The organism is Chitinophaga sp. CCNWYY40 (assembly GCF_037483205.1).
GTDB lineage: Bacteria > Bacteroidota > Bacteroidia > Chitinophagales > Chitinophagaceae > Chitinophaga > Chitinophaga ginsengisegetis.
This window is the reverse complement of the sequence record NZ_JBBHLF010000009.1, coordinates 208,777-234,572: the sequence shown is the minus strand read 5'-3', so window position 1 is coordinate 234,572 and position 25,796 is coordinate 208,777. Positions and strand designations below refer to the sequence as shown.

Annotated in this window: 20 protein-coding genes and 1 riboswitch; of the genes, 15 read left to right on the top strand and 5 right to left on the bottom strand. The window is 47.1% G+C overall.

Going from position 1 to position 25,796, the window contains the following annotated elements; translation table 11 throughout:
- Positions 1-98: 98 nt before the first annotated feature.
- Both V7S65_RS30455 and V7S65_RS30450 read left to right on the top strand, forming a co-directional pair.
- Positions 99-656, top strand: coding sequence for a lipocalin family protein (locus V7S65_RS30455; RefSeq protein WP_336389274.1), 558 nt, complete (start codon positions 99-101; stop codon positions 654-656).
- 175 nt (positions 657-831) lie between these two features.
- Positions 832-1,323, top strand: coding sequence for a hypothetical protein (locus V7S65_RS30450; RefSeq protein ID WP_111579773.1), 492 nt, complete (start codon positions 832-834; stop codon positions 1,321-1,323).
- A 45-nt stretch (positions 1,324-1,368) separates the two neighbouring features.
- On the opposite strand, the gene V7S65_RS30445 is transcribed toward V7S65_RS30450, so the two are convergent.
- The gene (locus tag V7S65_RS30445; RefSeq protein WP_159454460.1) at positions 1,369-1,509 is read right to left on the bottom strand and encodes a hypothetical protein; all 141 of its coding nucleotides are present in this window, start codon (positions 1,507-1,509) and stop codon (positions 1,369-1,371) included.
- Positions 1,510-1,521: 12 nt separating this feature from the next.
- Positions 1,522-4,635: a lantibiotic dehydratase gene (locus V7S65_RS30440; RefSeq protein WP_336389275.1), complete on the bottom strand. Its 3,114-nt coding sequence runs from the start codon at positions 4,633-4,635 to the stop codon at positions 1,522-1,524.
- 257 nt (positions 4,636-4,892) lie between these two features.
- Between V7S65_RS30440 and V7S65_RS30435 the strand changes: the two genes are divergently transcribed.
- The 5 genes from V7S65_RS30435 to V7S65_RS30415 all read left to right on the top strand — a co-directional run bounded on the left by V7S65_RS30435 (position 4,893) and on the right by V7S65_RS30415 (position 7,520).
- Positions 4,893-5,054, top strand: coding sequence for a hypothetical protein (locus V7S65_RS30435; protein WP_159454461.1), 162 nt, complete (start codon positions 4,893-4,895; stop codon positions 5,052-5,054).
- Between the two features lie 15 nt (positions 5,055-5,069).
- Positions 5,070-5,252 (top strand): hypothetical protein, encoded by a 183-nt coding sequence (locus V7S65_RS30430; protein ID WP_079472968.1) that lies wholly within the window; start codon positions 5,070-5,072, stop codon positions 5,250-5,252.
- A gap of 32 nt (positions 5,253-5,284) precedes the next feature.
- Entirely contained in the window at positions 5,285-5,470 is a 186-nt protein-coding gene (locus tag V7S65_RS30425; RefSeq protein WP_111579775.1) for a hypothetical protein, read from the top strand.
- Between the two features lie 109 nt (positions 5,471-5,579).
- Positions 5,580-6,797, top strand: a complete 1,218-nt coding sequence (locus tag V7S65_RS30420; protein WP_336389276.1) for a lanthionine synthetase C family protein — start codon at positions 5,580-5,582, stop codon at positions 6,795-6,797.
- A gap of 111 nt (positions 6,798-6,908) precedes the next feature.
- On the top strand, positions 6,909-7,520 hold the full coding sequence (locus tag V7S65_RS30415) for a response regulator (protein ID WP_079472971.1): 612 nt from the start codon (positions 6,909-6,911) through the stop codon (positions 7,518-7,520).
- A gap of 139 nt (positions 7,521-7,659) precedes the next feature.
- Positions 7,660-7,756: riboswitch (TPP riboswitch) on the top strand.
- Positions 7,757-7,781: 25 nt separating this feature from the next.
- Here the strand turns inward: V7S65_RS30415 and V7S65_RS30410 are convergent.
- Positions 7,782-8,624 carry a universal stress protein gene (locus tag V7S65_RS30410; RefSeq protein WP_159454463.1) on the bottom strand — a complete coding sequence of 281 codons (843 nt, stop codon included), beginning with the start codon at positions 8,622-8,624 and terminating at the stop codon, positions 7,782-7,784.
- Positions 8,625-8,937: 313 nt separating this feature from the next.
- Here V7S65_RS30410 and V7S65_RS30405 point away from each other — a divergent pair, with 313 nt between their 5' ends.
- The 5 genes from V7S65_RS30405 (at position 8,938) to V7S65_RS30385 (ending at position 15,721) form a co-directional block, all read left to right on the top strand.
- A complete protein-coding gene (locus tag V7S65_RS30405; RefSeq protein WP_336389395.1) occupies positions 8,938-11,298 on the top strand; it encodes an ABC transporter permease in 2,361 nt (786 codons plus the stop codon).
- A gap of 292 nt (positions 11,299-11,590) precedes the next feature.
- On the top strand, positions 11,591-12,166 hold the full coding sequence (locus tag V7S65_RS30400; RefSeq protein ID WP_111579778.1) for a Crp/Fnr family transcriptional regulator: 576 nt from the start codon (positions 11,591-11,593) through the stop codon (positions 12,164-12,166).
- A gap of 462 nt (positions 12,167-12,628) precedes the next feature.
- Positions 12,629-13,519 carry an oxidoreductase gene (locus tag V7S65_RS30395; RefSeq protein ID WP_336389277.1) on the top strand — a complete coding sequence of 297 codons (891 nt, stop codon included), beginning with the start codon at positions 12,629-12,631 and terminating at the stop codon, positions 13,517-13,519.
- Complete coding sequence (locus tag V7S65_RS30390) at positions 13,516-14,931, top strand: aldehyde dehydrogenase family protein (protein ID WP_336389278.1); 1,416 nt, start codon at positions 13,516-13,518, stop codon at positions 14,929-14,931. Before V7S65_RS30395 ends, V7S65_RS30390 begins: the two co-directional genes overlap by 4 nt.
- 4 nt (positions 14,932-14,935) lie before the next feature.
- Complete coding sequence (locus V7S65_RS30385; protein WP_111579781.1) at positions 14,936-15,721, top strand: helix-turn-helix domain-containing protein; 786 nt, start codon at positions 14,936-14,938, stop codon at positions 15,719-15,721.
- 34 nt (positions 15,722-15,755) lie between these two features.
- On the opposite strand, the gene V7S65_RS30380 is transcribed toward V7S65_RS30385, so the two are convergent.
- Positions 15,756-16,541, bottom strand: coding sequence for an SDR family NAD(P)-dependent oxidoreductase (locus V7S65_RS30380; RefSeq protein WP_079472980.1), 786 nt, complete (start codon positions 16,539-16,541; stop codon positions 15,756-15,758).
- Positions 16,542-16,610: 69 nt separating this feature from the next.
- Positions 16,611-17,513, bottom strand: coding sequence for an AraC family transcriptional regulator (locus V7S65_RS30375; RefSeq protein ID WP_336389279.1), 903 nt, complete (start codon positions 17,511-17,513; stop codon positions 16,611-16,613).
- A gap of 154 nt (positions 17,514-17,667) precedes the next feature.
- Between V7S65_RS30375 and V7S65_RS30370 the strand changes: the two genes are divergently transcribed.
- The 3 genes from V7S65_RS30370 to V7S65_RS30360 all read left to right on the top strand — a co-directional run bounded on the left by V7S65_RS30370 (position 17,668) and on the right by V7S65_RS30360 (position 25,790).
- Complete coding sequence (locus V7S65_RS30370; protein WP_111579783.1) at positions 17,668-18,273, top strand: sterol desaturase family protein; 606 nt, start codon at positions 17,668-17,670, stop codon at positions 18,271-18,273.
- A 106-nt stretch (positions 18,274-18,379) separates the two neighbouring features.
- On the top strand, positions 18,380-22,462 hold the full coding sequence (locus tag V7S65_RS30365) for a hybrid sensor histidine kinase/response regulator transcription factor (protein WP_336389280.1): 4,083 nt from the start codon (positions 18,380-18,382) through the stop codon (positions 22,460-22,462).
- Positions 22,463-22,664: 202 nt separating this feature from the next.
- A complete protein-coding gene (locus V7S65_RS30360; RefSeq protein ID WP_079472984.1) occupies positions 22,665-25,790 on the top strand; it encodes a SusC/RagA family TonB-linked outer membrane protein in 3,126 nt (1,041 codons plus the stop codon).
- The last annotated feature ends 6 nt before the right edge of the window (positions 25,791-25,796 follow it).

The following is a 25,796-nucleotide window of genomic DNA, read 5'->3' as shown; positions in this document are numbered from 1 at the left end:
TTTATTTCATAAACCCGCTACCATCAGGCGCTTCCGGTCAGGCAGCCTTTTTGCGGTACCACCCGCAAATTCAGGCACATTATTTAAAATCATGCTTTATGAATAAAAAATTGCTGGTTCTGGGAGCAGCTGCGTCTGCTGCCGCGGCATATTTGCTATACAACAATACTAAAGTATCCATCCCCAAAGGGGCCAAAGCCGTTTCTCCTTTTGACCTGGAGAAGTACCTGGGCACCTGGTATGAAATTGCCCGGCTGGATTACCGGCTTGAATATCATCTCAGTAATGTTTCAGCTACCTATTCATTAAAGGAAAACGGAGAAATAAAGGTGGATAACAAAGGATATGATACGAAGAAATACCGCTGGAAGGAAAGCGAAGGGAAAGCCGCGTTCGTAAACGGTTCCGGTGAAGCCCGGTTGAAAGTATCTTCCTCCGGTCCGTTTTACGCAGGCTATAATGTAATTGATATCGATGAAAAATATCAGTATGCGTTGGTAGCGGGAAATAACCTGAACTATATCTGGATTTTATCACGCACCAAAACGATTCCTGAAGACATTAAAATCCGTTTCCTGGCGACGGCCGCAGCATTGGGATATGATACCGGTGCGCTTATATGGACTAAACACGATAGTTACGTGGGACTGAGTTAAAGCCGGCGGAAAAATAAATTAGGATTTACTAAAAATATTAGTATTTTTGTTTCAGAAAGCAAATGAATAATGTAAAAAAGCCTTGAGAACCATGCTGTAGTGGCCATCAGGGCTTTTTTATTTTATGTAGGTACTAACTATCTTAGTATCTTCCCTGGAACGTTAAATTCAGTTCATGCATAATCCCCTGGCGCTGCTCTCTCCCGAATTAGTGATGTCTTTAGCAAAGCATGGCTTCATTGCTTTCATAAGACAAAGCTATCCGCGCGGGAAAGATCATTTTGATCCGGACACCATAGAAACCTTTCTTATCACGCCCTATAAAACTCTCGCGCAGGCCAATGAGCACTTGCTGCACATTTCAGCGGATCATAGAAAAGGCATTTATCATACCGCCAACCCGGAAGAAATGGAGAAGCTAATGACTGCCGCCACGCAACCCAAAGGATATAAAGTGTATGTGGCTTTGCTGAAAGTCCGGAAATGGAAAGGTACCGCGCAGTTGCAGGAGAAACTTAAACACTACCTGCAAACAAACACCAAATGGAAAGTAAAAGATGGGGCTATAGTGGCCGATCTTTACCTGCATTACGGAGAACTGATGCTGAAGCTGGTGAACCCGGTGGGGGAAATCAGGTTGTCTTTAAGCGAAGTGGAAAAGTGCTAAACAGGGTACCGGTGATAAAAACTGCCCGGTACCCGTAAGGAACAGTTAGCAGTCAAAAGTCCTGATTACCGTAGTGGTAGGATGGGTAGCCTTTTTCTGCTGTTGATCAACGGGTGTAACACCAGCATTTAGCCTGGCCACTTTAATTGCGCCCAGCTTCATTTTTTGCTCATTCTTCTTTTTCATACGAATATGTATTTAGTGAGTAATTGCTTTGAGTTGTTTTTTAGAGATGGCCAGCATAGATTCATAATACCTGCTGAGGAAATGATAAATCACCAGTTCATGTTTACGCTGATTGGATAACAGGATCCTGTTAAGGAACATATGAATATAGCTGCAAAGGAGGTCGTCGCGGTTGGTAAGCTGTACACCCGCAAGCTGTTGCTGTATTTGGGTTGAGCGGGTCTGAAAACAAGCCACCGCTGCTTCAATACCATGTTCGCCATCCTGCAGGGGATCAAGCACACTGCTCACTTTCCGCATTTCTTCCCGGTATTTGTCGTTGAGCTGTACCAGCAGGGGCTTTTCACCACCAAATTCTTCAAAGAAACTTTTCTGGAGCATTTTTAACAGGACCGATTTGGCGGAGAGCGTATACCCGAAATCATCCAGCAGCATGTCCACACCTCTTAACGCCAGCATCCAGCGGTAGTTTTCGCCTTCTTCTTCTTCCAAAAGATCCAGGATACCGATTACGCAGGTACTGTCGTAGTGAAACACCGCTTCACTAAATAGCATGGTATCTGAACCATAGCGTTCAATTTCTCTTTCGTAAGTATCTGTTTGAATCCGGTATATACTATCAGTGGCCAGTACCGCGTGCAATCTTTCCAGCACCGTACTCCAAAAATGCGGGTTAGTGCTATGATGAAACCTGATCCGCAGGTGATGTTCGGGATCGGTGTACCGGATAAAAAACCATTGGTCAATGATGTTTTCCTGCATCAGCTCCTGCGTTAACGGCAGGATCTTTTCTTTCAGGATATTTTCTGCGCTCCGTGTGCCGGCGTATAGTTTAACATACAGCCATTCGCTGCCGGTACTGAATTTTCGTTGAGGCGTAGCCGTATGTGCGGTAATTATTTCAGTTGTTTGTTTTTTTTCTTTTTCGGAAGATATATTCCTGAGCGGAATAATAAATTCGTTCGTATGCGCGCCATCGGGCCCGTTGATCCAGCAGTTTTCAGGTGTATGAAGAAATTCCTGCAGGGTTACCTGTTCTTTTTTAAGCAGGGTGGTTACCAGCAGCTGCACTGCCACTTCGTTTTCCAGGTCGGCGGGCAGTTCATTGTCGCCTTCCTTCACTACTACATAGCGGGGGAGTTCCAGCTGGGCGTGGATCTCCCGGAAAATTTCCATATACTTTTCCGGGGTTGCTTTAGCCAGCGCCGGGTATGTTTTTTTGTGCAGCATCCAGGTGCTTTTGCTGAGGATGATATTGCCGTATTGCACGCGCGGGTAAAAGGAAACCTCACCGGGGATCTGCCAGTGCCAGCCGATGCCGGTATGATAGTCCTGGAATTGCAGATCGCAAAGGAATTTATATACCGGTAGTCCCTGCCGGTAGTTGTGCGCGGTACTGAGCCGTGGTACGATGATTTTATTCAGCCGCCGGGAACGCAGTACTACTTTATTACGCTGTACGCTCACCATCAGGTCGGAGAGGTGCAGCTGGTATTCTTCCGGCGCGAGGCTATTGGCGAGATATACAATTTCGTACTCCCGTAGCCGTGGCCGCATCAGGATATTGCCTGTCCGTGATTCCGGCAGGTGAATAATTTCTGCATAGATTTTTTCCGGGTCGCTGGCTTCTTCTGCTTTTAAGCAGGCTTTTACATGGGCGGCGAGTTCTTCATCACCATGACAAAACCTACCCAGCAGGTTAGCCGCTGAAGGGCCGCTGCAGCCATTCATATCAAAGAGGTAGTCGCCGTTATCAATAGCGGCGGCGCTGTTGCTTAAAATGCTTCCCATCAGGTACATGCTGTGTGGGAGGGAAGGCGTTTCCTTTTCCCGGAAGCTTTCCAGGTGGTCGCGGGTGAGGGTGATCACCTTTTTATTTTCCTTCAGGCACTGGTGCAATTGCTGCAGCTGGAAGTCCTGCAGTTTACTGCGGGTGCTTGTCGCTGCAGTATTACGCGGGGGAACGTGTATATGATCTACCAGCGGTGTATGATCTGTATTGCTTTGGCTGTGGGCGCCGTAGCCGATACCGGCTTCACTGTCCAGCGCCAGGCTGAGCGGAATTTCCTGTTCTTCATATCGCTGCCGGAAGGCGTCGCAAAATTGCCGCAGGTCACTGTTGTTGTCGTTGCTGGCCAGCTTCCACAGCTGCGCCACCTGGGCCGACAATTCATTGATCACAGTATGGCTCAGGGTGTTTTTTGTGGTGGAAAGAAACAGGTCGGTTTGTACCAGGTCTTTATTGCTGGTTTCCGTGAGCAGCGACTGCACCAGTTCATGCGTGGTGGTATACTTAGCGGTGCCTGTTTGTTGCCCGTTAAGCATACTTTGTATGGCCGTCAGCAGGGCCGTTGTTTCTTCCGTATGCTCCAGGTTTTTCAACCGGTTTACCAGGTGTATAAAAAACTCTTCCCCGGTAACGGTGGGTTCCAGTTCGCTTACCAGCAGCTGGTTCTGTAATAGTTCCTCCGTAAAGGCCGCGGCTTCTTCAGCGCTGATGTCTTCTTCTTCGCTTACAATGCTATTGCGTATATCCGTTAGCGTAGCGCCGGTACTGGCTGTTTCCAGCATTTTTTCCAGGTAGCTGCTATAGTTTACGGCCGTGAGATAATAATTGCGGATCTTATTTTTAACGCTGTAGGCGGCGTAGCGGTATTGGGTGCCGGCAGCGTATAAAGAGTTATTGGGATAATACAACAGTTGTTCCCTGATAGCGGGTACGGCGGTAATGGCGGCGGTCAGCTCTGCCACGTAGTTCATGTCGAGGCGGCAATGCTTTTTATGTAACTGTTTATCGTTCAGTTGAATAGCTGTATAATCAGATAATCCGCCGGTGGCGCAGCCTGCAAAGAGGCCGTAAGGCGTGCACCGGCTGCTCATCCGCAGCAGATACCGGTACAGTGCGGATGCCAGCTTCTGGTTTTCGCTGTCGGTGGCCAGCCACTTCTGCAATTCCTGGTATAACTCCGGAGAGGCAATATAGATAGCTTCCTGCAGGAATTCGTCCCGGAAAATAGCTTTGATAACAGGAGCAAGGGAGGCGTGAGAGATATGGTGTAACTGAGTGACAATATTCACCGGTAATAACGGTGTTCTTACCACATAGAAGTTTTCAGCTCTGATCATGGCGCAAGGTCAACATTAAAAAAATGAAGGTAATTTTTTCTGCCACAGCAAAGTATCACGTAAAACCGGTAAAAAAGATGTTTAAACATGGTTATCTGAAAAATCACGTTTTTACGTGATCCCGATATTCTTACTTTCTCCCTACATTTATCATCAATCCTGTAATCTTATAAAAACCTGTATTTCGGATGACCCTATAATATTACACCTGCCAAATCTTATTGTCTATTTATTTTTCAACCATAAACATTTGCGAAATGAGAAAAACACCTGTAAAAAAGTTGGCCCTCGGTAAATTAAAAGTGGCTAAACTCAGTATCAGCAGCCAGGAACAGGCCGATGGTAAAGCACCTACATATACCGGCTGCAGCCTGTTTATGAAATGTACTCCACCTATTTCCAAAGATCCTTGCTTCTAATTAAACTGAACAACCATGAAAAAATCCGGTAAGAAACTGAGCCTCGGTAAAATCAAAGTAGCCGACCTCAGCAAAGTAAATACTGAAAACAGGGAAGCTGCTCAGTTTATCCAGTCACTGGCTTGTGTGCCCAGCATTAAGATCACCTGTCTTAGCCAGGGTGCACCCGTTTGCAGTGAAGATTCCTGCATTTTCTAATTTCATCATTGTACTGTTTAAAAAATTGTGTCATGAAAAAAGCATCAGGCAAAAAACTCAGTCTGGGTAAAATAAAAGTGGCCAGTCTTTCCAATGCAACAGGACAACAGATGGCGGCTACTGTCGGCACCTGTTCCGTTCTGTGCTCGCTCAGGATTTGTACTGACAATATCAGCCAGGGCGCACCTATCTGCAGCCTCGACTCCTGTCGCTACTGATCAATAACGGATCGATAATATTCACAGCAACCTGACTGTATGGCAAAACATGTATTGCAGTATGCATACGTGTTTTGCCATTATATATTTTATAACGGCAATTTATTTTATGGATCAACAGCAAGAAGCTACCTCCGCACTGCAAAGGATCTGCGCAGCGCTGGACCCATTTATCCTGGAAGATACCAATACCAGCCTGCTGGGAGGATATACCGGCGTAGCTTTGTTTTATGCCTACTACTACCAGCTCACCGGCAATGAAGAACACCTGGACAAAGTACATCACATCATTGAAAAATGTTTGCAGGCGCTATCCGAAGAACCCATGAACGGTTCTCACTGCAGCGGCATTGCAGGCGTATCCTGGTGTATCCAGCACCTGGGTACGATGGGGTTTATTGAGGCAGATGATACGGACGATACTTTTGCAGACATCGATCTGCTGGTAGCTGATTTTATGGCCTCAGAGTTGGCGGAAGGGAGGAATGATTTCCTGCATCATGGTCTTGGTACCGCGCTTTATTTCCTGGAACGATTGCCGGCCGCCACAGCAGTTACCCAGTTGGAAAACCTGGTGGCGCATCTCGAAAAAAGCGCTATCTCTTTACCGGGCGGCATCGCCTGGAAGGATCATTTCTCCAGCAGAAGCCAGGAGCATCCTGACGAAGACCTCTTCAATCTCGGGCTGGCGCATGGCGTGCCTGCCATCATTTCGGTGCTGGCGCGGTGTTATGAAAAAGGGATTGCAAAGGAACGCTCCCGCCGGTTAATAGACCAAAGTGTTCAATGGTTGCTGCGTACAAAAAATAACGCAGCTGAAGCTACACATTCACGCTATCCTACTATTGTAAATACTGCCAATAAAGTAATGGGCGACGCGCATAGCAGGCTTGGCTGGTGCTACGGTGATCTGGGTATTGCCCTCACCTTGCAGGGCGCCGGCAAACGGCTAAACAGAACAGATTACCAGGAGGAAGCGCAACAACTTTTTAAACATATTGCCGCGCACAGGAATGTGAAAAACGGCGCAGTGCATGATGGCTGTTTATGTCATGGCAGCGCAGGTATTGCCCATATCCTGCAACAGGCGGGACTCGCCGCCGGTGGTGATGCCGCACTGCTCAATGCTTCCCGATACTGGCTGCAAAATACCCTGCAAATGAATACCTGGGATGATGGGCCCGCAGGATATAAATTTTATCATCATCCCGATTATATCAACAGTCATAATGTATTGGAAGGTATTGCGGGCATCGGGCTGTCGTTGATCAGCTTTGCAGATACCTCCATCAAACCTGCATGGGGAGAATGTATGCTGATAGATTAAACTTGTCTTGATTTTTTTACTATATTACATACATAGTAAATGAGCATTTCAGTTGTTCGCCCGATATTATTTATGCCATCGCATACAGACGTTACAGCAAACAGAAAAACCATGATCCGTTTATATTTCGTTGATGATCATCCATTGATACTCGAAGGATTGCGATCTTTACTCAGCAGGGAAAAAGATATTCAATTGGCAGGTGAAACCAGGAACGGATTATCCTGTCTTCATTTCCTCGATCAGCACACCGCCGACGTAGTACTACTGGATACCCTGTTGCCCGATATCAGTGGCGCAGAACTTTGTGCCTGCATTAAAAAACGGTACCCCGATGTGGCAGTACTGGGATTAAGTTACCATAAAAACGACAGCGGTATTGCCGGGATGCTGGACAGCGGTGCAAGTGGCTGCCTGATGAAAAATGCCGATAAAGAAGAGCTGCTGAGGGCCATACACGATGTATATTCCGGGCGCACCTATCTATCTGCAGAATTAAAACAGGTGCTTAAAAAAGACCTGCTGCCGTTACATATAACCAAAAGAGAAAAGGAAGTGTTATGGCTCATTGCCAACGGCCATACCAATCATGAAATTGCAGAAAAGCTGTTTATCAGTTCAGATACGGTAGATAGTCATCGCCGGAACCTGCTGGGCAAATTTAACGCACGGAATACCGCGATGCTCATAAAATGTGCCGTAGATAATAAAGTGCTGATCTGAGCCAGGCTCGTGCATATAAACAGGGATTTTTTTCACAGTGGTGCAGCACATTTTTTACATCCTGTAGAGATTTTTACCAGTAAAATACCGGAAAACCGCCCTTTTTCACTGGCACGATTTTTCGACATTTATTATCAGATGTTTCAGAATGGGGTGGTCTGGTAAAACAGATCTGAGATCAAACCCAAGCACCTGATCTGGGTAATGCCAGCGTAGGGAAAACGAAACAACTAACAGCTCCGGCCACAACCGGAGCTTTTTTTATGCCTTTACCGCCGGTAACGACAACAATGGTATATTGGAATCATACGCCAGTTTTTTGGAGATGCTGTTATGGAAGAAAGAAGCGACCACTCCCAGTTTTTTAGGCACCACAATAATGATGGAAGCATGGTGACTATTGGCATATGATAAGATGCCTTCTACCGTGTTATCTTTATTGATATAGTCAAACGTAGCATTGTATTTATCAAAAATGTTGTGCAGTGTGGCAATAGATTCTTTTGTTTCTACCGTATAACTTTCACCTGCGGCTTTATCAACGTTTATCACCTGTAGGGCAGCTCCGGGAAAAGCATCCAGGAACTCATACAGCTGATGCGCCGGTATGGAGGCATGGTCTTTAAGATCGGTAGTAAATACCACCGAATTTATGGGTTTGCCAATCAGTGTGCTGTTGGGAACGATGAGTACAGGTACGGTACTTTCCTGTATCATCATGGAAGTAGTGCTGCCGAGTAATAGTTTCTCCAGGCCCGACCGGCCGGAAACCCCCATCACCACAATATCTATTTCTTCACTTTTGCATAAAGTACTGATATGAACAGGCAGGGAAACATCTTCCGCCATAAGGTCGATCCTTACATTTTTTGTGAGCGCGGATAAGCGGTCCTGCTGCAGGCCCAGGTTTTCCATACTTTCGAGATATATCTGCTGGTCATTGGCAGTATTGGCTACAGGTAAATCGGTACCTATAATGGTGCTTTGGTAAGCATGATACAAAACGATCCGGCTGATTTGAAGAGGATCCACCAGCTGGGCTGCATATTCCGTTGCCCGGAAGGCATTTTCTGAGAAATCCGTCAGGATGAGCATTGTTTTCATATGCATGTGTTTTGGTGCAAACAGATTAGTACGAAATTACTACCAATAACTGTATGAACAATCGAAGGAACCTTATGTTCAGTGAAAATTAACAATCGGATGCCAGGCTGGTAATGTCCATTTTTGTACAGAAAAGTGTTCATATTTGAACAAAAAGGAACGGGCGGATTATTAAAATCCGCTAGGGTACTGGTTTCAGCTATGTGGCATTTGTTTTGGCCGGGCAGGGGGTATATTTATATCGTCGTAATTACCTGAAACTATGATCAGCAACTATTTTAAAATTGCCTGGCGGAGCCTTTCAAGGAGTAAAATGTACTCTTTGATCAATATTATTGGGTTAACCGTAGGTATTGCCTGTTGTATCCTGATAGTGTTATATGTGAAAGATGAATTGTCGTACGACCAATATCATAAAAACTACCACCAGATTTACCGGGTGTTGCATTCCTATCGTGAGATATCCGGTGAGAACTTGCGCCCGCCGTCACCAGATGAATACCAGGTATGGGGCAATGCGCCTGTAGCACCGGCTTTACAGGCAGACTTCCCCGAAATAAAAAAGACAGCCAGGTTCACCAGCCCTATAACCCTGTTACTGCAGAATGGAGATAAGCGTTTCCAGGAAGGTAACCTGATGTTTGCTGATTCTACCACGTTTGACATCTTCAGCTGGAAACTGTTATACGGGAACCGGGAAACGGCATTAAATGCACCCAATAGTATTGTACTCACCGAGCGTATTGCAAAGAAATATTTTGGAGACAGTAACCCGGTAGGGCAGGTATTTCAAACCGATCAGGATAGTACTTCTTTAACAGTTACCGGTGTAATGGAAGATGTGCCTTCCAATTCTCACTTTACGTTTTCAGGATTGTTGTCGATGAGTACTTTTTATCGCTTCAGGCCGGATATCTTTAATGAGTGGGGGTATATCGACTTCTACACTTATTTCTTACTGAATGAAAATGCCGATATCAAAATGATGTCGGCAAAGGTGCCTGAATTTTTAAAACGGCGTATTCCCGGTCAGATCGGTTATATGATCGCTTTCGAACCCCTGAAAAATGCTTATCTCCGTTCACAAGCAATGCGGCAGCCAGGAACTACCGGCAGCTTATCGAATGTGTATATTTTTTCGCTGGTAGCCGCTTTCATCCTGTTTATTGCAGCTATTAACTTCATCAATCTTACCACTGCCCGGTCTATGGAAAGGGCAAAGGAAATAGGTGTGCGAAAAGCAGTGGGCGCTCATCAGCAGAGTTTAATCCTCCAGTATCTTGTAGAAGCAGTAGTGATTTCCATGCTGGCCACGGTATTAGCATTTGCGTTGGTATTTCTTTTACTGCCGATGGTGCGTAATATCTCAGGAAAGCCCTTGCCATATGGTGATCTCATGTCCTGGAAGATGATGATTGTTCTGATATTCACACCTTTTTTGGTAGGAATCCCCGCAGGTATTTACCCGGCGATGGTGCTGTCGCGTTTCAAGCCGGCTCTCGTGTTAAAAGGAAAGTTCCATTCATCCGGGAAAGGGATTCAGCTGAGAAAGGGCCTGGTGGTATTCCAGTTTAGTTTATCCATTGCGTTGATTGCATGCACAGCGATTGTATTTTCCCAGCTGGATCACCTGCGGTCGCATAGCCTGGGCTTCCGGCAGGACCAGATGCTGGTGATTGATTACGGTGGCGATAACAAAGTAAATAAGAACATAGAGGCTGTAAAAGCTACGCTGGCCAACAACCCGGCGGTAATAACTGTAACCGCTTCCCGTGCTGTACCGGGAGAATTTTTTCCGAATGCAACTACTTTCATCGCTTCCCGAAGTGGTGAAATGCAATCTTTTGCCCCGGGGCTATATGAAATAGATGCAGATTTTTTACCCGCATATGAAATGAAGATGGCCGCCGGCAGGGCATACTCCCGCGATTTCCCGGCAGACCTGGAGCAGTCGCTGGTCATTAACGAAGCTGCTGCAAAGCAATGGGGCTATGCCAATCCGCAGGAAATTATCGGGAAAAAATTCGAGCAGTGGGGCCGTAAAGGCACCGTTATCGGCGTTGTAAAGGATTTCAATTATCAGTCGCTGCACAAAAAAGTAGAGCCGCTGGCGTTGAGAATGGCGCCATCTTATGTACTGAACAGGCTTTCCCTGCGTATTAAAACGGCACAGATAAACAAAACCATCTCGGAACTGGAACATACCTGGAATGAGCTGGAACCACAAAGACCCTTTAAATACAGCTTCCTGGACCAGGCGTTCAACGAACAATACCTGAAAGACCTCCGCTTCGGAGAAATTTTTGCCGCCTTTGGAACGCTTACTATATTGATTGCTTGTCTTGGTTTATTCGGCCTGGCTACTTTCTCCACCGAGAAACGCCTGAAAGAAATAGGCATCCGCAAAGTGCTGGGTGCATCTATCACCAGCATCGTCGGTTTATTATCCGGCGACTTTATTAAGCTGGTACTCATTGCCATCGTGATCGCAACGCCGCTGGGCTGGTGGGGTATGCACCGTTGGCTGAATGGTTTCGCCTACCGGGTAGATATCCATTGGTGGACATTTGGCCTTGCAGGATTGGCAGCGGTGATTATTGCTTTGCTCACGGTAGGATTGCTGGCGCTGAAAGCTGCAAGGATGAATCCTGTGAGGTCGTTGAAGGCAGAGTAGCTAAATAATAAATAATAGCATGACAGGCAGGTATTGTTTTCCTATCGTATTCATGCAAGTTGGTGAGCGTTTATGATTTCCGGAGTGTTTGCGATGCTTATTGCTGTGGTAACCGTGAGTTCCCAGGCGGTTAAGACAGCCCTGGCGAATCCGGTGGCGAGTTTGAAGGTGGGGTGATTGGATTACAACTCAGGTTAAATGATTTCCATTGATATATCCGGTAGGTGTTATGCCCTGATTTTTATTATATTTATAATCTAAATTATCACTCACCTCAAAATGACTGACCACAATGGAAGCCTTGTTCACTTTACTCTCGCAGTTGGGGCCTGTTTCTGACGACTTGAAAGCTAAGATATCCAACAAGCTACAGTTCGCAGAATTCAAAAGGAAACAGATAGTGTTGAAGCAGGAGGATGTTTGTGATCATCTCTTTTTTGTATCAAAGGGACTTTTAAGGGCTTACTATGATAAGGATGGAGAAGACGTTACAAGCTGGTTTATGATGGACAATGATTTTATTGTATCAGTTTTATCTTTCTTTGAGAGGAGCAAGAGTCATGAAGCAATTGAAGCATTGGAAGATTGTGAACTGGCATACATCCATTATGATGATCTCATGTATCTTTATGCGCACTCTCTTGAGTTTAATATTATCGGACGAAAGCTTACTGAATACTATTATTGCAGAAGTGAAGAACGCTTACTGGCAATGAGAAAACAGAAAGCCTCTGACAGATATGACTTCCTGCTTCAAAAGCATCCGGAATTAATTAAGAGAGTTCCATCGGCATATATAGCTTCTTATCTTGGGATTTCGAGGGAAACGCTCTCAAGAATAAGATCTTCATCGAGAATAATTTATTGACATTTGTCACACGACAATTCAATTCAAATCCCCTAATTTTGATCCCGAAGCGCTAAACACTTATCAAACATTATCAAAGCAACAAATCCATTATCTTTTTAAAAGACGAAATCCCGTAGTAGCTACAATCAATCTTTACTTCCAATTAACAGGACATTGACTCAATACCAGATATTGAAGAGGCCATCGCATGGAACAAGAATTTCATTCATCCATTAAATAACCCAACCAACCAAAACAAACCCACTTCACCGCTCTTGATTGTACTGGGCGTGCAATTAAAGTGGTAAGCTCTCCCTTTCCTCCATCCGTTTCGGGGTGGGGGAATACGGGAGGCTGTTCTCCCCGCATAAAAACCTGAAATATGGCATACCTGAGCTTCTCCACAAACTACATTTGAGCCCTGCAACAAAATCCTGCAATTATTTCCACCCGACCTTTGCCTAAACAAAAACAATATTCATGACAAAAGTTTGGTTTATCACAGGAAGCTCACGGGGCCTCGGCCGCAGTCTTACGCAGGCAGTTCTCGCCAATGGTGCTCTGGTGGCTGGTACCGCCCGTAACCCCGAACAGTTAAACGACCTTGCCGCACAATACCCCGGTCAGCTACTGCCTATACAACTCGATGTAACAGATAATAAACAGATCCAACAGGCGGTAGATACAGCCATCGCACACTTCGGCAAAATTGATGTGTTGGTGAATAATGCCGGCTTCGGTGTCACCGGCGCAGCGGAAGCCTTTACAGAAGAACAGGTGCGCAGCCAGCTGGAAACAAATCTCTATGCGCCCATCGCTATTACCAGGGCAGTATTGCCGCACATGCGCCAACAACGCGCCGGCCGTATTCTCCAGATCAGCTCCATAGGCGGTCGTGTAGGAAACCCCGGCCTCACCATCTACCAGGCGGCGAAGTTTGGCCTCGGTGGATTCACGGAAGCCCTGGGCAAAGAAGTAGCCCCGCTGGGCATCTTCGTTACAGCTGTGGAACCCGGCGGCTTCCGCACAGATTGGGGCGGTGCCTCCATGACCTTCGCCACACCTATCGAAGACTATGAACCTACCGTTGGCTGGATGATAAAATATCTCCGTGAAGGCAATTATGTGCCGGTAGGCGATCCTGAAAAAGCAGCGAAAGTAATGGTGGAATTGGCCGATCATCCCGCGCCACCGGTACATCTCGTTTTAGGTAGCGAAGCGGCAGGAATTTTAAAACAGGCAGATGCTGCACGACAAACGGAATTTGAAAAATGGCTGCCTGTTAGCAGGTCTACTGATCACAACGATGCAGTGGACTTCTTCGGAACAACTGCAGCAGATAAGTTCGCCACAAAAACAACACAATCATGAAAATAATAGATCAGATTTATATCAACGGCGCCTTTGTAACACCACATGGCGCCACTACCTTCGATCTCATTAACCCCACTACCAACCAACAGATAGGACGGGTAACACTGGGCGATGAAACAGATGTCAACAGGGCCATCGCCGCGGCAAAGGCAGCCTTCTCCACTTTCTCAAAAACTACAGTGCAGCAACGGAGCAACTACCTCCAACGCCTGCACGATGCAATGATAAAAAGACTGCCGGATTTAGTGGAAGCCTCTGTCATTGAATACGGCGCACCCAGGCAAAGGGCGCTAGCCAGCAATCAACTGGCAGCCGACAGCTTCCTGCATTATAAAAAAGTACTGGAAGATTTCTCATTCACCCGCAAAGCAGGTACCTCCGAAGTGGTCATGGAACCATTAGGCGTAGTTGGAATTATTACGCCCTGGAATGCGAATGCCAGTTATATTTGCAATAAGCTGGCTACGGCTATCGCGGCTGGTTGTACAGCCGTTATCAAGCCCAGTGAAATGAGCGCTATTCAAACGCAGATTGTGACAGAAGCGCTTCATGAAGCACAGCTGCCGCCGGGAGTATTCAATATCGTGAATGGCCTCGGAAACGTGGTAGGATCAGCAATTACGCTGCATCCCGATATTGCAAAGATCTCTTTCACCGGCTCTACTGCCGTAGGCAAAATGATCGCACGCGGCGCAGCAGATACCATGAAACGGGTTACACTGGAACTCGGCGGCAAGTCGGCCAATATCATCCTCGATGATGCCGACTTTCATACCGCCATTCCATTGGCAGTAGCGGCCTGCTTTATGAACAACGGACAGGCATGCATCGCAGGTACACGGCTGCTGGTACCGGAAGCACGACTGGAAGAAGTAAAGGCCCTGCTGAAAACGGCCGTGGCAAACGTGAAAACAGGCGATCCTATGAACGAAACAACGACCATAGGCCCGCTCGTAAGCAGGAAACAATACGACCGCGTACAGCAGTATATTCAACTGGGCATCGATCAGGGCGCGGAATTACTGACAGGCGGGGTAGGACAGCCCGCAGGACTGGAAGCCGGGAACTTCGTACAGCCAACGGTGTTTACAGGGGTTACACGGGATATGCGGATCGCCAGCGAAGAAATATTCGGACCGGTTATGTCCGTGATGACTTACAAAACAACCGAAGAAGCCATCGATATCGCTAATGATACTGCATATGGCCTGATGGCATACATCAGCTCATCCAACGAAAAGAAAGCAAGGGAAATAGCCGGAAAAATTATAGCAGGAAGAGTGTTGATCAATACACTGAACCATGATCCCCTGGCACCTTTCGGAGGATTTAAACAATCAGGTATCGGAAGGGAATTTGGTGCATACGGACTGGAAGAATACCTTGAACCGAAAACCATCATTCTATAATATTATGTCGAAGGAAATTGTTTATTCCTGTTACGTGAACAGGAGCAGGGAAGGAGAGCAGTTTGTTCCGGTACACGTTTTTAGTTACCAGATTGCGGGGGCTATCACCTTCAACGACGGGCAACGCACACAAACTTTTGATGAAGGAACATTCCGTTTCTGCAGACGGAATAAACTGCTCAAATTCTTTAAACAACCACCGGAAAATGGTGAGTTTAAAACTATCTCCGTTTACCTCGATGAAACCACCCTGCGGAATTTCAGTATGGAATACGGCTACACTGCCGATAAACAGGTGGACAGCGAAACCGTGATGGAACTGAAGCCCCACCTGCTGCTGCAAAGTTATGTGGCCTCACTGCAGCCCTACGAAAAGCTGAACGAACCGGACAACGATAACCTGTCAGCCCTGAAACTGAAAGAAGCTATTCTCATCCTGCTGAAAGTAAATCCTGCACTCAAAAATATATTGTTCGATTTTACAGAGCCAGGCAAAATAGACCTGGAAGCTTTTATGCAGCAAAACTATCACTTCAATGTAGAAATAAAACGCTTTGCATATCTGACCGGCAGAAGCCTCGCCACCTTTAAACGCGATTTTGAAAAGATTTTTCATACTTCGCCCAGCCGCTGGCTGCAACAGAAGCGGCTCCAGGAAGCTTACTATCTCATTAAGGAAAAAGGAAGGAAAATATCAGATGTATATCTTGAAGTAGGATTTGAAGATCTGTCGCACTTTTCTTTTGCTTTTAAGAAGACGTTTGGCGTGGCACCGTCGACGCTGATATAAAAAAGGGCTATCGTTTAAGACAGCCCTTTTTTGCTTAGAACCTTTGACCACCAATGGCCAAACCGCCATCTACCAAAATACTCTCCCCGGTAACAAACGATGCCGCCGGACTACTCAGCCACAACACCAGTTCTGCCACCTCTTCAGGTTTCGCAAAACGGCCAAGAGGCGCATGTTTCTTGAAAGGCTCCTGTAATGCTTCCGCACCTTCCGTTGGAAAGAAACGGTCAAACATCGGGGTATGAATATAGCCAGGCTGAACATTGTTCACCCGGATTCCCGCCGGCGCTGCTTCAATAGCCAGTGCCCGGATCAAACCATCGGTACCTGCTTTACTGGCGGAATATACGCCAGAACCGGCGCCGGCCCCGCGGGCCAGCCATGATGAGGTATTTACAATCGCCCCACCGGTGCCTTGCTTCTTGAATTGTTCAATTTCATATTTGCAGGATAACCACACACCTTTTAAGTTGATGCCAATTACTTTATCAAATTCTTCTTCCGGTGTATTTTCAATCAACCCGAATTGGCCTTCAATACCGGCGTTATTAAACGCAATGTCCAGCCGCCCGAAACGCGCTACCGTATCCGCTACCAGCTTTTGCACCATCGCACCCTGCGATACATCGGCCGCAATAAAATGTACATCGGAACTGATTTGCTGTAATGCGTGTAATGCTTTTTGTCCTTCTGTTTCCCGGCGTCCTGCAATCACCACTTTGGCGCCATTGCGCAGAAATAATTCAGCCGTTGCGAAACCTATACCGGTAGTGCCTCCTGTAATCAGGGCTACTTTGTCTTTTAATACTTCCTGTGCCATATATTTTTTATTTATGACACAAAGATAGCCGGCGCATTACTCCCGGAATTATGCGAATCAAACAGGTAGTTATGAAATGGAAACAGTCGCCTTCCGGAACTGGTTGGGTGTTTGTCCAGCTTGTTTTTTAAAGAAGATATTAAAGTTAGAAGCATGCTCAAAGCCCAGGCAGTAACCAATTTCCGCGATATCGCAGTTGCTGTGCAGCAGCAGCGCCTTTGCTTCGGCGGTTATTTTCTCCGAAATCCATTCGGTAGTGGTTTTCCCGGTGGTTTCCTTTAATGCCCGGTTCAAATGATTGGTATGAACAGATAAATGCTCGGCATACTCATTGGCGTTTTTCAACCGGATCACCTGGTGCGGCGGATCAATAGGGAATTGCCTTTCCAGCAACTCTATAAATAATTCACTGATTCGCTGAGACGCGTTGCCCGCCTGGTAATAGGTTTCAGGTGGCTGCATTTTGAGCGCTTCATGCATAATGATCTGCACATAACTCTTCTGCAATTCCTGTTTATTGGCGTAGCCGGAATTCATCTCCCGCAGCATGTTTTCAAATATCTGCCGGAGAAAATCCACTTTCTCTTTATCAGGAAAAAAGATGTGATTGCCACCAGTTTTAAACAGCGGTGATTGCGCAAGACTGCCATTCTTTAAATGAGCGTCTATAAAGCTTTCCTGGAACAGGCAAAAGTAGCCGGTTTGCAGGTTGGTAGTGGGTTCCCAGGAATAAGGGATCATAGGGTTCATGAAAGAAAGACAGGCGCCTTCGATCCGGATGCTTTTATCAGAATAAGATAAAATACCACCGCCTTCCACAATGAGCGAGATCTTATAAAAATCCCTCCTGTTGGATGGTAAATTGGTAGCACTGCAACCAAATTCCTCCAGCCGGTTTACACTGAACTGCCCGCTTGAATACTCCTTCCCGTGTAACTCAAAAAAGGATGTCACACTTTCTTTTGCTTTCATCCGGTAAAGTTATGCAATTCAAACGTAATATCCGGGTAAACCCCGTTTTTCAACAATTCAACCCGTTAAATCCGCAGTTCATGAAAAATTGGATGGCTGTAACCCGTGCCTGTTGCATTTTTACACCGGATGCTACGTATAAAAACAGCCGCATATGAAATTTGAAAAAGTGCACAACAAAGGTCAGGCGCAGATTTTCAGCAACAGGTACCTGGAGTTTCTCACAAAAACCCATCCCATCATTATCTTCGGGATATATCTGCCTGTGATCAGCTATATGTTATACCACAGCCGCACTTCATTACATTACTCCTGGTGGAAGATCGGCTTTATCTACCTGGTAGCCGTACTCGGCTGGACACTCTTCGAATACCTCGCTCACCGGTTCATCTTTCACTGGGTCAGCGAGCATCCGCTGGCAAAGAAAGTTACCTATACCATGCATGGCAATCATCACGAATATCCGCGCGACCGCCAGCGGCTGTTTATGCCGCCGGTGCCAAGCGTTATCATCTCTTCTTTTCTTTTTGCTGTCTTTTATCTGTTGATGAACAATGCAGCCTGGGTATTTTTCCCGGGCTTCATTTCCGGCTACCTCGCCTACGGAAGTATGCACTACGCCATCCACGCCTGGGCGCCACCCTTCAAATGGCTGAAACCCTTATGGCGTAACCACCACCTGCATCACTATAAAAATGAGGAACTGGGTTTCGGCGTAAGCTCTACTTTGTGGGACCGCGTGTTTGGTACTATGTTCTGATAGAGGATCACCGGAAATAAAAGTAATCTGATTATTGTCGGGTTTACATTTAATTATTACCTTAGTTAAAGACGCCTGTTAAATAGCATCTTCAAAGAAGGAAGTAGTGATCTATACCAATCCACGCATCAATATCCCGGCTAGTGTAATATACCTGTTCCTGGCAATGCTGCTCACACGGAGTGATGCGCACGCACAGCAACAACCTATCAGTCATCTCGGCATCGAACGGGGACTGTCCAATAACTCCGTTACCTGCATCCATAAAGATCGTTATGGTTTCATGTGGTTTGGCACTTACGACGGATTAAACCGCTACGATGGATACAGCTTCAAAGTAAGCCGGCAACAACTCAAAGCGCCCAACTCCCTCACCAATAACCGCATCGTTACCATCGCAGAAGATTCTTCCGGCTACATGTGGGTAGGTACCAAACATGGTGCAAACCGGTTGAATGGCCCCACAGGCGTGTTTCAACCTGTTTATTACCGCAGCTTAACGAAGGGCGACACGCTGCCCGTTTCTTCAGAAGTATATACCATCGTCACAAACCGGAAAGGATTAGTGCTCATGGGAACTGCCAGTCACGGTCTGCTCGTTTATCCGCCTGCCGGCAGCCTCGCGCGGCAAATTCCGCTGACAGGTGCAAACACCATCATCGCCAACAATGTTCCCGCTATTGTGAATGATCAGCAGGGCCGGTGCTGGCTCATTGTACAAAACGTTGGCCTCTGCCGGTATGATGAAGAAAAACAACAGATCATACGGGTAAATGAACAACAGAAAAGAGGAAATTGCCTCATCGCCGATGCCTCCGGGCAACTCTGGATGGGTACAGACGAAGGCGTATATTGCTACAATCCCGCCACCAACATGCTCTCCCGGTCGCTCGCAGCCACCCGCCACCAGGATAGTAAAGTGATCAGCTTAACCATCGATGCCACCCGGCAACTATGGGTAGCTACCGATGGCGATGGCATTTTTGTAATGCCGGAACACGGAGATACTGCCTGGCAACTCCAAACCGGTAAAGATAAATCGTCCCTTACCAGCAACGCCGTGTATGCCGTGTATGAAGATCGTGATCAGCGTAAATGGATCGGCACCCTGCGCGGTGGCGTTAATATCATCGATAAACAAAAGTCACGCTTTACCACTATTACCCCCAATCCTTTACCAGGTAACAGCCCGGCAGCCAATTTTGCTTTTTCATTTTGTGAAGATGGAAATAAAGATATCTGGATAGGAACCGATGGCGGCGGCATCTCTATATGGAACCGGAAACAAAACTGCTACACCGCATTCGCCCACAAAGCAAACAGTCCCGGTTCACTCAGTAATAACAATGTTACCAGCATCGTAAAGGACCAGGATAATAATATCTGGGTGGCCACTTTCGGCGGCGGCATCAACCGCTACAACAGGGCAAACCATACTTTTGAAAAATACACGTGCAGCCTGAATGGTTATGAAGATAAGTTCGTATGGAAGCTATACCTCGATAGCCAGAATACACTGTGGGCCGGCGCCTGCATGGGAGGCACCATTTACCGCCTGAATAAAGCCACCAACCGTTTCGAATGTTTTGATCCGGGCCTTCGTGATATCATCACCATCTCGGAAGATAAAGCCGGCGACCTTTGGTTCGGCACTTTCAACAGGCTGATAAAAGCAGATACAAAAAAACGCCAGCACCAGTATTATAACATGGACTTCAACGTCCGTGCTATCTATGAAGATAAAGCCCATCATTTCTGGATAGGCACAGAAGGAGGAGGACTCGTACAGTTCGATCGCGCTACCGGTAAAACCACCACCATCGCAGAACAGGAAGGACTACCCAATAACGCGGTACTGAATATTGAAGAAGACAATAAAGGAAACCTCTGGATGAGTACCTACAACGGCATCGCCCGTTACAGCCCATCCACCGGGCAATGCAAAAATTTTTATGAGTCGGACGGATTGCAAAGTAACCAGTTCAATTACAACGCGTCATTACGACTCTCATCCGGGGAACTGCTTTTTGGCGGCATCAAAGGATTCAACATTTTTGACCCGGCAGCCATCGCGGAAAAAAACGATTTCCCGCCGCTGCTCATCGCGGGCCTCCGCATTTCCAATACGCCATACGACCAGGAACACGCCAAAAGCAGCCACCAGCCGCTTTGCTACCTCGAGGAACTGGTACTGCCTTACGATAAGGCCGTATTTTCGCTCGATTATGTAGCGCTGGAATACTCCTCCCCGGATAAAATCGCCTATGCATATTATATGGAGGGTTGGGATAACGACTGGAACTATGTGAACACCCAACGAACCGCCAACTATACCCGCCTGCGTGAAGGTAACTACCGCTTCCGTATAAAAAGCACCAATGCAGATGGCATATGGAACCCGCAGGAACGCATTATAAAAATTAAAGTGCTGCCTCCCTGGTACCGCACCTGGCTGGCATATATCGTTTACGCATTGCTCACAGGCGGCCTCTTATACGCCTATCGCTTTTACCAGCGCCGGCAGGCCCGCCTCCGGTATGAAATAGAACTGTCGCATATCCGTTCGGAAAAAGAAAAAGAAGTGCATGAAAAAAGACTCTCCTTCTTTACCAACGTATCCCATGAGTTCCGTACACCACTCACCCTGATCATCAACCCGGTAAAAGAACTCCTTTACAGCGATGGCCGCCAGATCGAAAGTAAAGACCTCACCATCGTATACCGCAATGCACGCCGCCTACTGAGCCTGGTAGATCAGCTCCTGTTGTTCAGGAAAGCCGACCAGGAAGAAGATCAGCTGAAAATTGTGCCACTTGACATGGCCGCTATCTGCCGGGAAGTATATCTCTGCTTTACACACCAGGCAGGCATGAAGAAACTGCAGTTCGACTTCAGCTGCAACGCGGAACAGGTAATGGCATATGCCGACCGCGAAAAAATTGAAGTAACCCTGTTTAACCTGCTGTCCAACGCCTTTAAGTATACGCCCGACGGAGGCAGCATCCATTTCTCCCTGTCAGATCTCCCGGAAGGCATCGTCATCAGTGTTGCCGACAGCGGCTGCGGCATCCCCGGCCAGGTAGGCAACAAGCTCTTTGAGCGCTTTTACCAGGTATCAGAAAAAGATACCACCCTGAAAAATGGCTTTGGTATCGGTTTGTACCTCGTGAAAAAATTTGTACAGGCGCACAAAGGCACCGTGGCATACGAAAGTGAACCCGGCAACGGTACTACCTTTACTATTACCCTCCAAAAAGGAAAAGATCACCTGCATGGCTACTCGGTTTTTGAGGAAACAGCCAAGATGGAATCCCTGTTGGAAGAACTGGTGGAAGAAGACGACCTGGCACTGATGGAAGCAGAGGAAGCTGCCGCGGAAGATACCCTGGATGTGCTGTTGTCGCCCCGCCCCAGCATGCTCATTGTAGACGATAACGGCCAGATACGCGATTATATCAAAAGCATTTTTAAAGCTACCTTCAATATCTACGAAGCGTCTGAAGGAGGGGAGGGCTACCAGCTGGCCAGCCGCCACCTGCCGGATATCATTATCAGCGATGTATTAATGGAAGGACAAAGCGGTATTGAATTGTGCCGGCAGATAAAGTCAGACCCCGCGCTGGGGCATATCCCCGTAGTATTACTCACCGCCAGTTCTTCTCCGGAAATAAAACTAAAAGGTATTGAAGGCGGAGCTGACGACTACCTTAGTAAACCATTTGATAAAGACCTCTTCGTTGCCCGTATCACCAATATTATCCGCAGCCGCAACACCCTGCAGCAATATTTCTACAAGGAAATTACCCTCAATACCGGTAACCAGAAAATATCGGCGGAGTATAAAGAGTTCCTGCACCGCTGTATTGCAGTTACGGAGAAACATCTCGATAACCCCGACTTTAACATCAAACAGTTCGCCCTCGAAATCGGGATCAGCCACTCCACCCTCTATAAAAAGGTAAAATCCATTTCCGGCCACTCGGTAAATGAATTTATCCGTTTCATCCGGTTGAGGAAAGCCGCAGAACTGCTCATTAATACCGGCTGCAATGTAAGTGAAGCCGCCTTCCAGGTAGGATTTAATGACGTGAAATATTTCCGGGAACAATTTTGTAAGGTGTTCGAGATGAACCCATCTGCCTACATCCGGAAATACCGTAAAAAATTTGATAACCAGAAGCAGGTATAAGTTTTCGGGAGATAGAAATGCATATTCCTGTCTCCCGGAATCAAAATCCCTTGAATATTAGCGCCTTATTCCCAATTCCTCCCCCTAAATAGGCGAATCTCTCCCCCATGATTCAGGATGATTCATCCGAATTTTACCCCTGTCAACCAACGCAATGAGGGGCATACAGCCACCTTCATTTTCAAAAGTAATACCCAACGTTATGAAAAAAAGCTACTGTAGTGTGCGGTCTTTTTTACGGATAACTTATGTTGTCCTCTTGTCCCTGACCTCATTACCTCTGTTTACTTTTGCCGCCGTAAAACCGGCCGGCGTCATCATTACCGGTAAGGTAACGGATGAAAAAGGAAGCGCCCTGATAGGTACCACCATCGTAGTAGAGGGTACCCAGAAGTCCACCTCTGCTGATTCAGATGGCAATTACCGTATAGACGTGCCCGATGGCAAACGGGTACTGGTGTTCTCCTGTATCGGGTATATTACCCGCAAAGTACCGCTGGGCAGCGGGTCGGTTTTGAATGTAAAGATGCAGCCGGACGAAAAGAATCTCGGGGAAGTGGTTGTAGTGGGATACGGCGTGCAGAAAAAGGTAACCGTTACCGGCGCCGTGGCGTCTATCGGCACCAAAGAACTGTTGCAATCCCCCGTGGCCAACGTATCCAATATGCTGGTAGGCCGCCTGCCGGGCCTCATTGCGGTACAACGCAGCGGTGAACCGGGCCAGGATGGCTCCAGCCTGAAGATCCGCGGTATCGGTACACTGGATGCCGGCTCGGGGTCAGACCCGCTTATCATGGTCGATGGCATCGAACGATCCAATATCAACCAGATAGATCCCAACGAAATAGAAACCATCAATATCCTGAAAGATGCCTCCTCTACGGCAGTATATGGGGTGCGGGGCGCCAACGGCGTTATCCTCATCACTACCCGCCGCGGCAAAATGGGACCACCCAAACTGAGCTTAACTTCCAACCTGGGCCGGCAAAGCCCTACACAGCTGCCCAAAATGGTGAGCAGCTATGAGTATGCCACCCTGAAAAATGAAGCGCTCAAAAACGACGGAAAGGAGCCTTATTTCACGGCGGAAGACCTGGAACTGTTTAAATCAGGAAAGGACCCCGTGTTTCATCCCAGCGTTGACTGGTTCGATATGATGCTGAAACCTTACTCTCTTCAGTCACAACACAACCTGAACATCAGCGGCGGTACCTCGCTGGCGAGATACTTTATTTCAGGTGGCTACTTTGAACAGAACGGGGCTTACCGTTATGCGGACTATAACCCGGAGTTCAGCGCCAACCCCAAATACAAACGGTACAACTTCCGCTCTAATTTCGATTTTGATGTAACGCCCCTGTTTACGGTAAAAGTAAACCTCGGCGGGCAGGTTGAGAACCAGAACTACCCGGCCAAATCCGCCGGCGACATCTTCTTCGATGTACTTTCTGCCAATCCTTTCAGCAGCCCCGGTATTGTAGACGGCAAACTGGTAACGATTTCCGGCGCCGTAAATGGCAGGAACCCGCTGCTCACCATGCTCAATGCAGGCTACCAGCAATTGTTCAAGAGTAACGTGAATTCTTCCGTTATCCTGAACCACAAACTTGATTTTATAACAGCCGGTTTGTCGGCCCGAGGTACCATTGCGTACGATAGCTGGTACAGCCACTCTATCAGGCGTTCTAAAAACAACGTCACCTACCTCGCCGTAAAAGACCCGGCCAACGCAGATAATATTCTCTATATACCACAAGGGGAAGAAACCACCCTGGGCTTTAGCGAAAGCTATGACAAGCGCCGCAAAATATATGGTGAACTGGCACTGGATTATAACCGCACCTTCGGTGCGCACAACGTAACCGGTTTACTGCTGTATAATCAAAGTAAAGCCTATGCACCCTCGCTTACTTATAAAGTACCCAATGCCTACCTCGGAATGGCAGCGCGTGTTGCTTATAACTTCAAAAGCCGCTACCTGGTGGAGTTTAATATGGGTTATAACGGTTCGGAAAACTTCCCCGAAGGCAAAAGATTTGGCTGGTTCCCCGCTTACTCCCTGGGTTGGGTAGCTTCAGATGAGCCCTTCTTCCCCAAAAATAAATACCTCACTTTCCTGAAAGTAAGAGGATCTTATGGAGAAGTAGGAAACGATAAACTCTCCGATATCTTCAATGGCGGCTCCCGGTTTCTCTATCTTCCCTCTGCTTTCGCATACGGTGGCGGATATAATTTCGGCGAAGTAGGTTCTTCTTACCAATGGTATGGCGGCTCCTACGAAGGTAAACTCGGTAACCCCGATATTACCTGGGAAAGAGCAAAGAAATCCAACATCGGTCTTGAAATGAAATTGTTTAATAACCGGTTCTCTTTCACCGGCGACTATTTCCAGGAAAAGCGTAATAATATCCTGGCCATGCGTGGCGCAGTACCGGGCATTGTAGGTGTGAACGACCTGCCGGCCTATAACCTGGGAAGGGTTAGCAACAAAGGGTTTGAGCTCGATGCCGGCTATAACGACTATGTTGGCAAATTGAACTACTGGGTAAAGGCTAACTATTCCTTTGCCCGTAATAAAATAGAATTTAAAGATGAAGCCCCGCGCTCTTATCCTTATCAAAATGAAACCGGTAACCCGGTAGGTCAGTACTTTGGCCTGGTGGCAGAAGGACTGTTCAATACCTGGGACGAAATCAATGATACAAAAAGACCACAGTCTTCCTACGCGCCCGGCGCCAACGGCAGGGATGCCCTCCAGCCCGGCGATATCCGCTATAAAGATGTAAACGGCGATGGTGTCATCAATAACGACGACCAGATGCCCATCGGCTACTCCCAGTTCCCGCAAATCATTTATGGCTTCTCCTTCGGCGCCGCCTATAAGGGATTCGATTGCTCAGTACTGTTCCAGGGAGCTGATAAAGCATCGGTATACCTGGAGCAAATGGCAGCATGGCCATTTGATACCGACTGGCGTAATGCTATGTCAGTACACATGGAACGCTGGAATGAAGAACGGTATAAGGCCGGTGAAAAAATCACTTTTCCCCGTTTGTCGCAAAGCCCTGCCGGTAACAACTATCAGCGCTCCAGCTACTGGCTGAAAGATGCCAGCTACCTGCGCCTGAAAAATGTGGAAGTAGGCTACACCTTTACGGATGGTATCCTGAAACGTGCAAAGATCGGCAGCATACGGGTATATGCCAATGGTATGAACCTCATTACCTGGTCGTCCCTGAAAACATACGACCCTGAAGCGCCGGATGGCCGCGGCCAGTTCTATCCGCAACAAAAGGTATATAACGTGGGGTTGAATCTGCAGTTCTAAAAAATA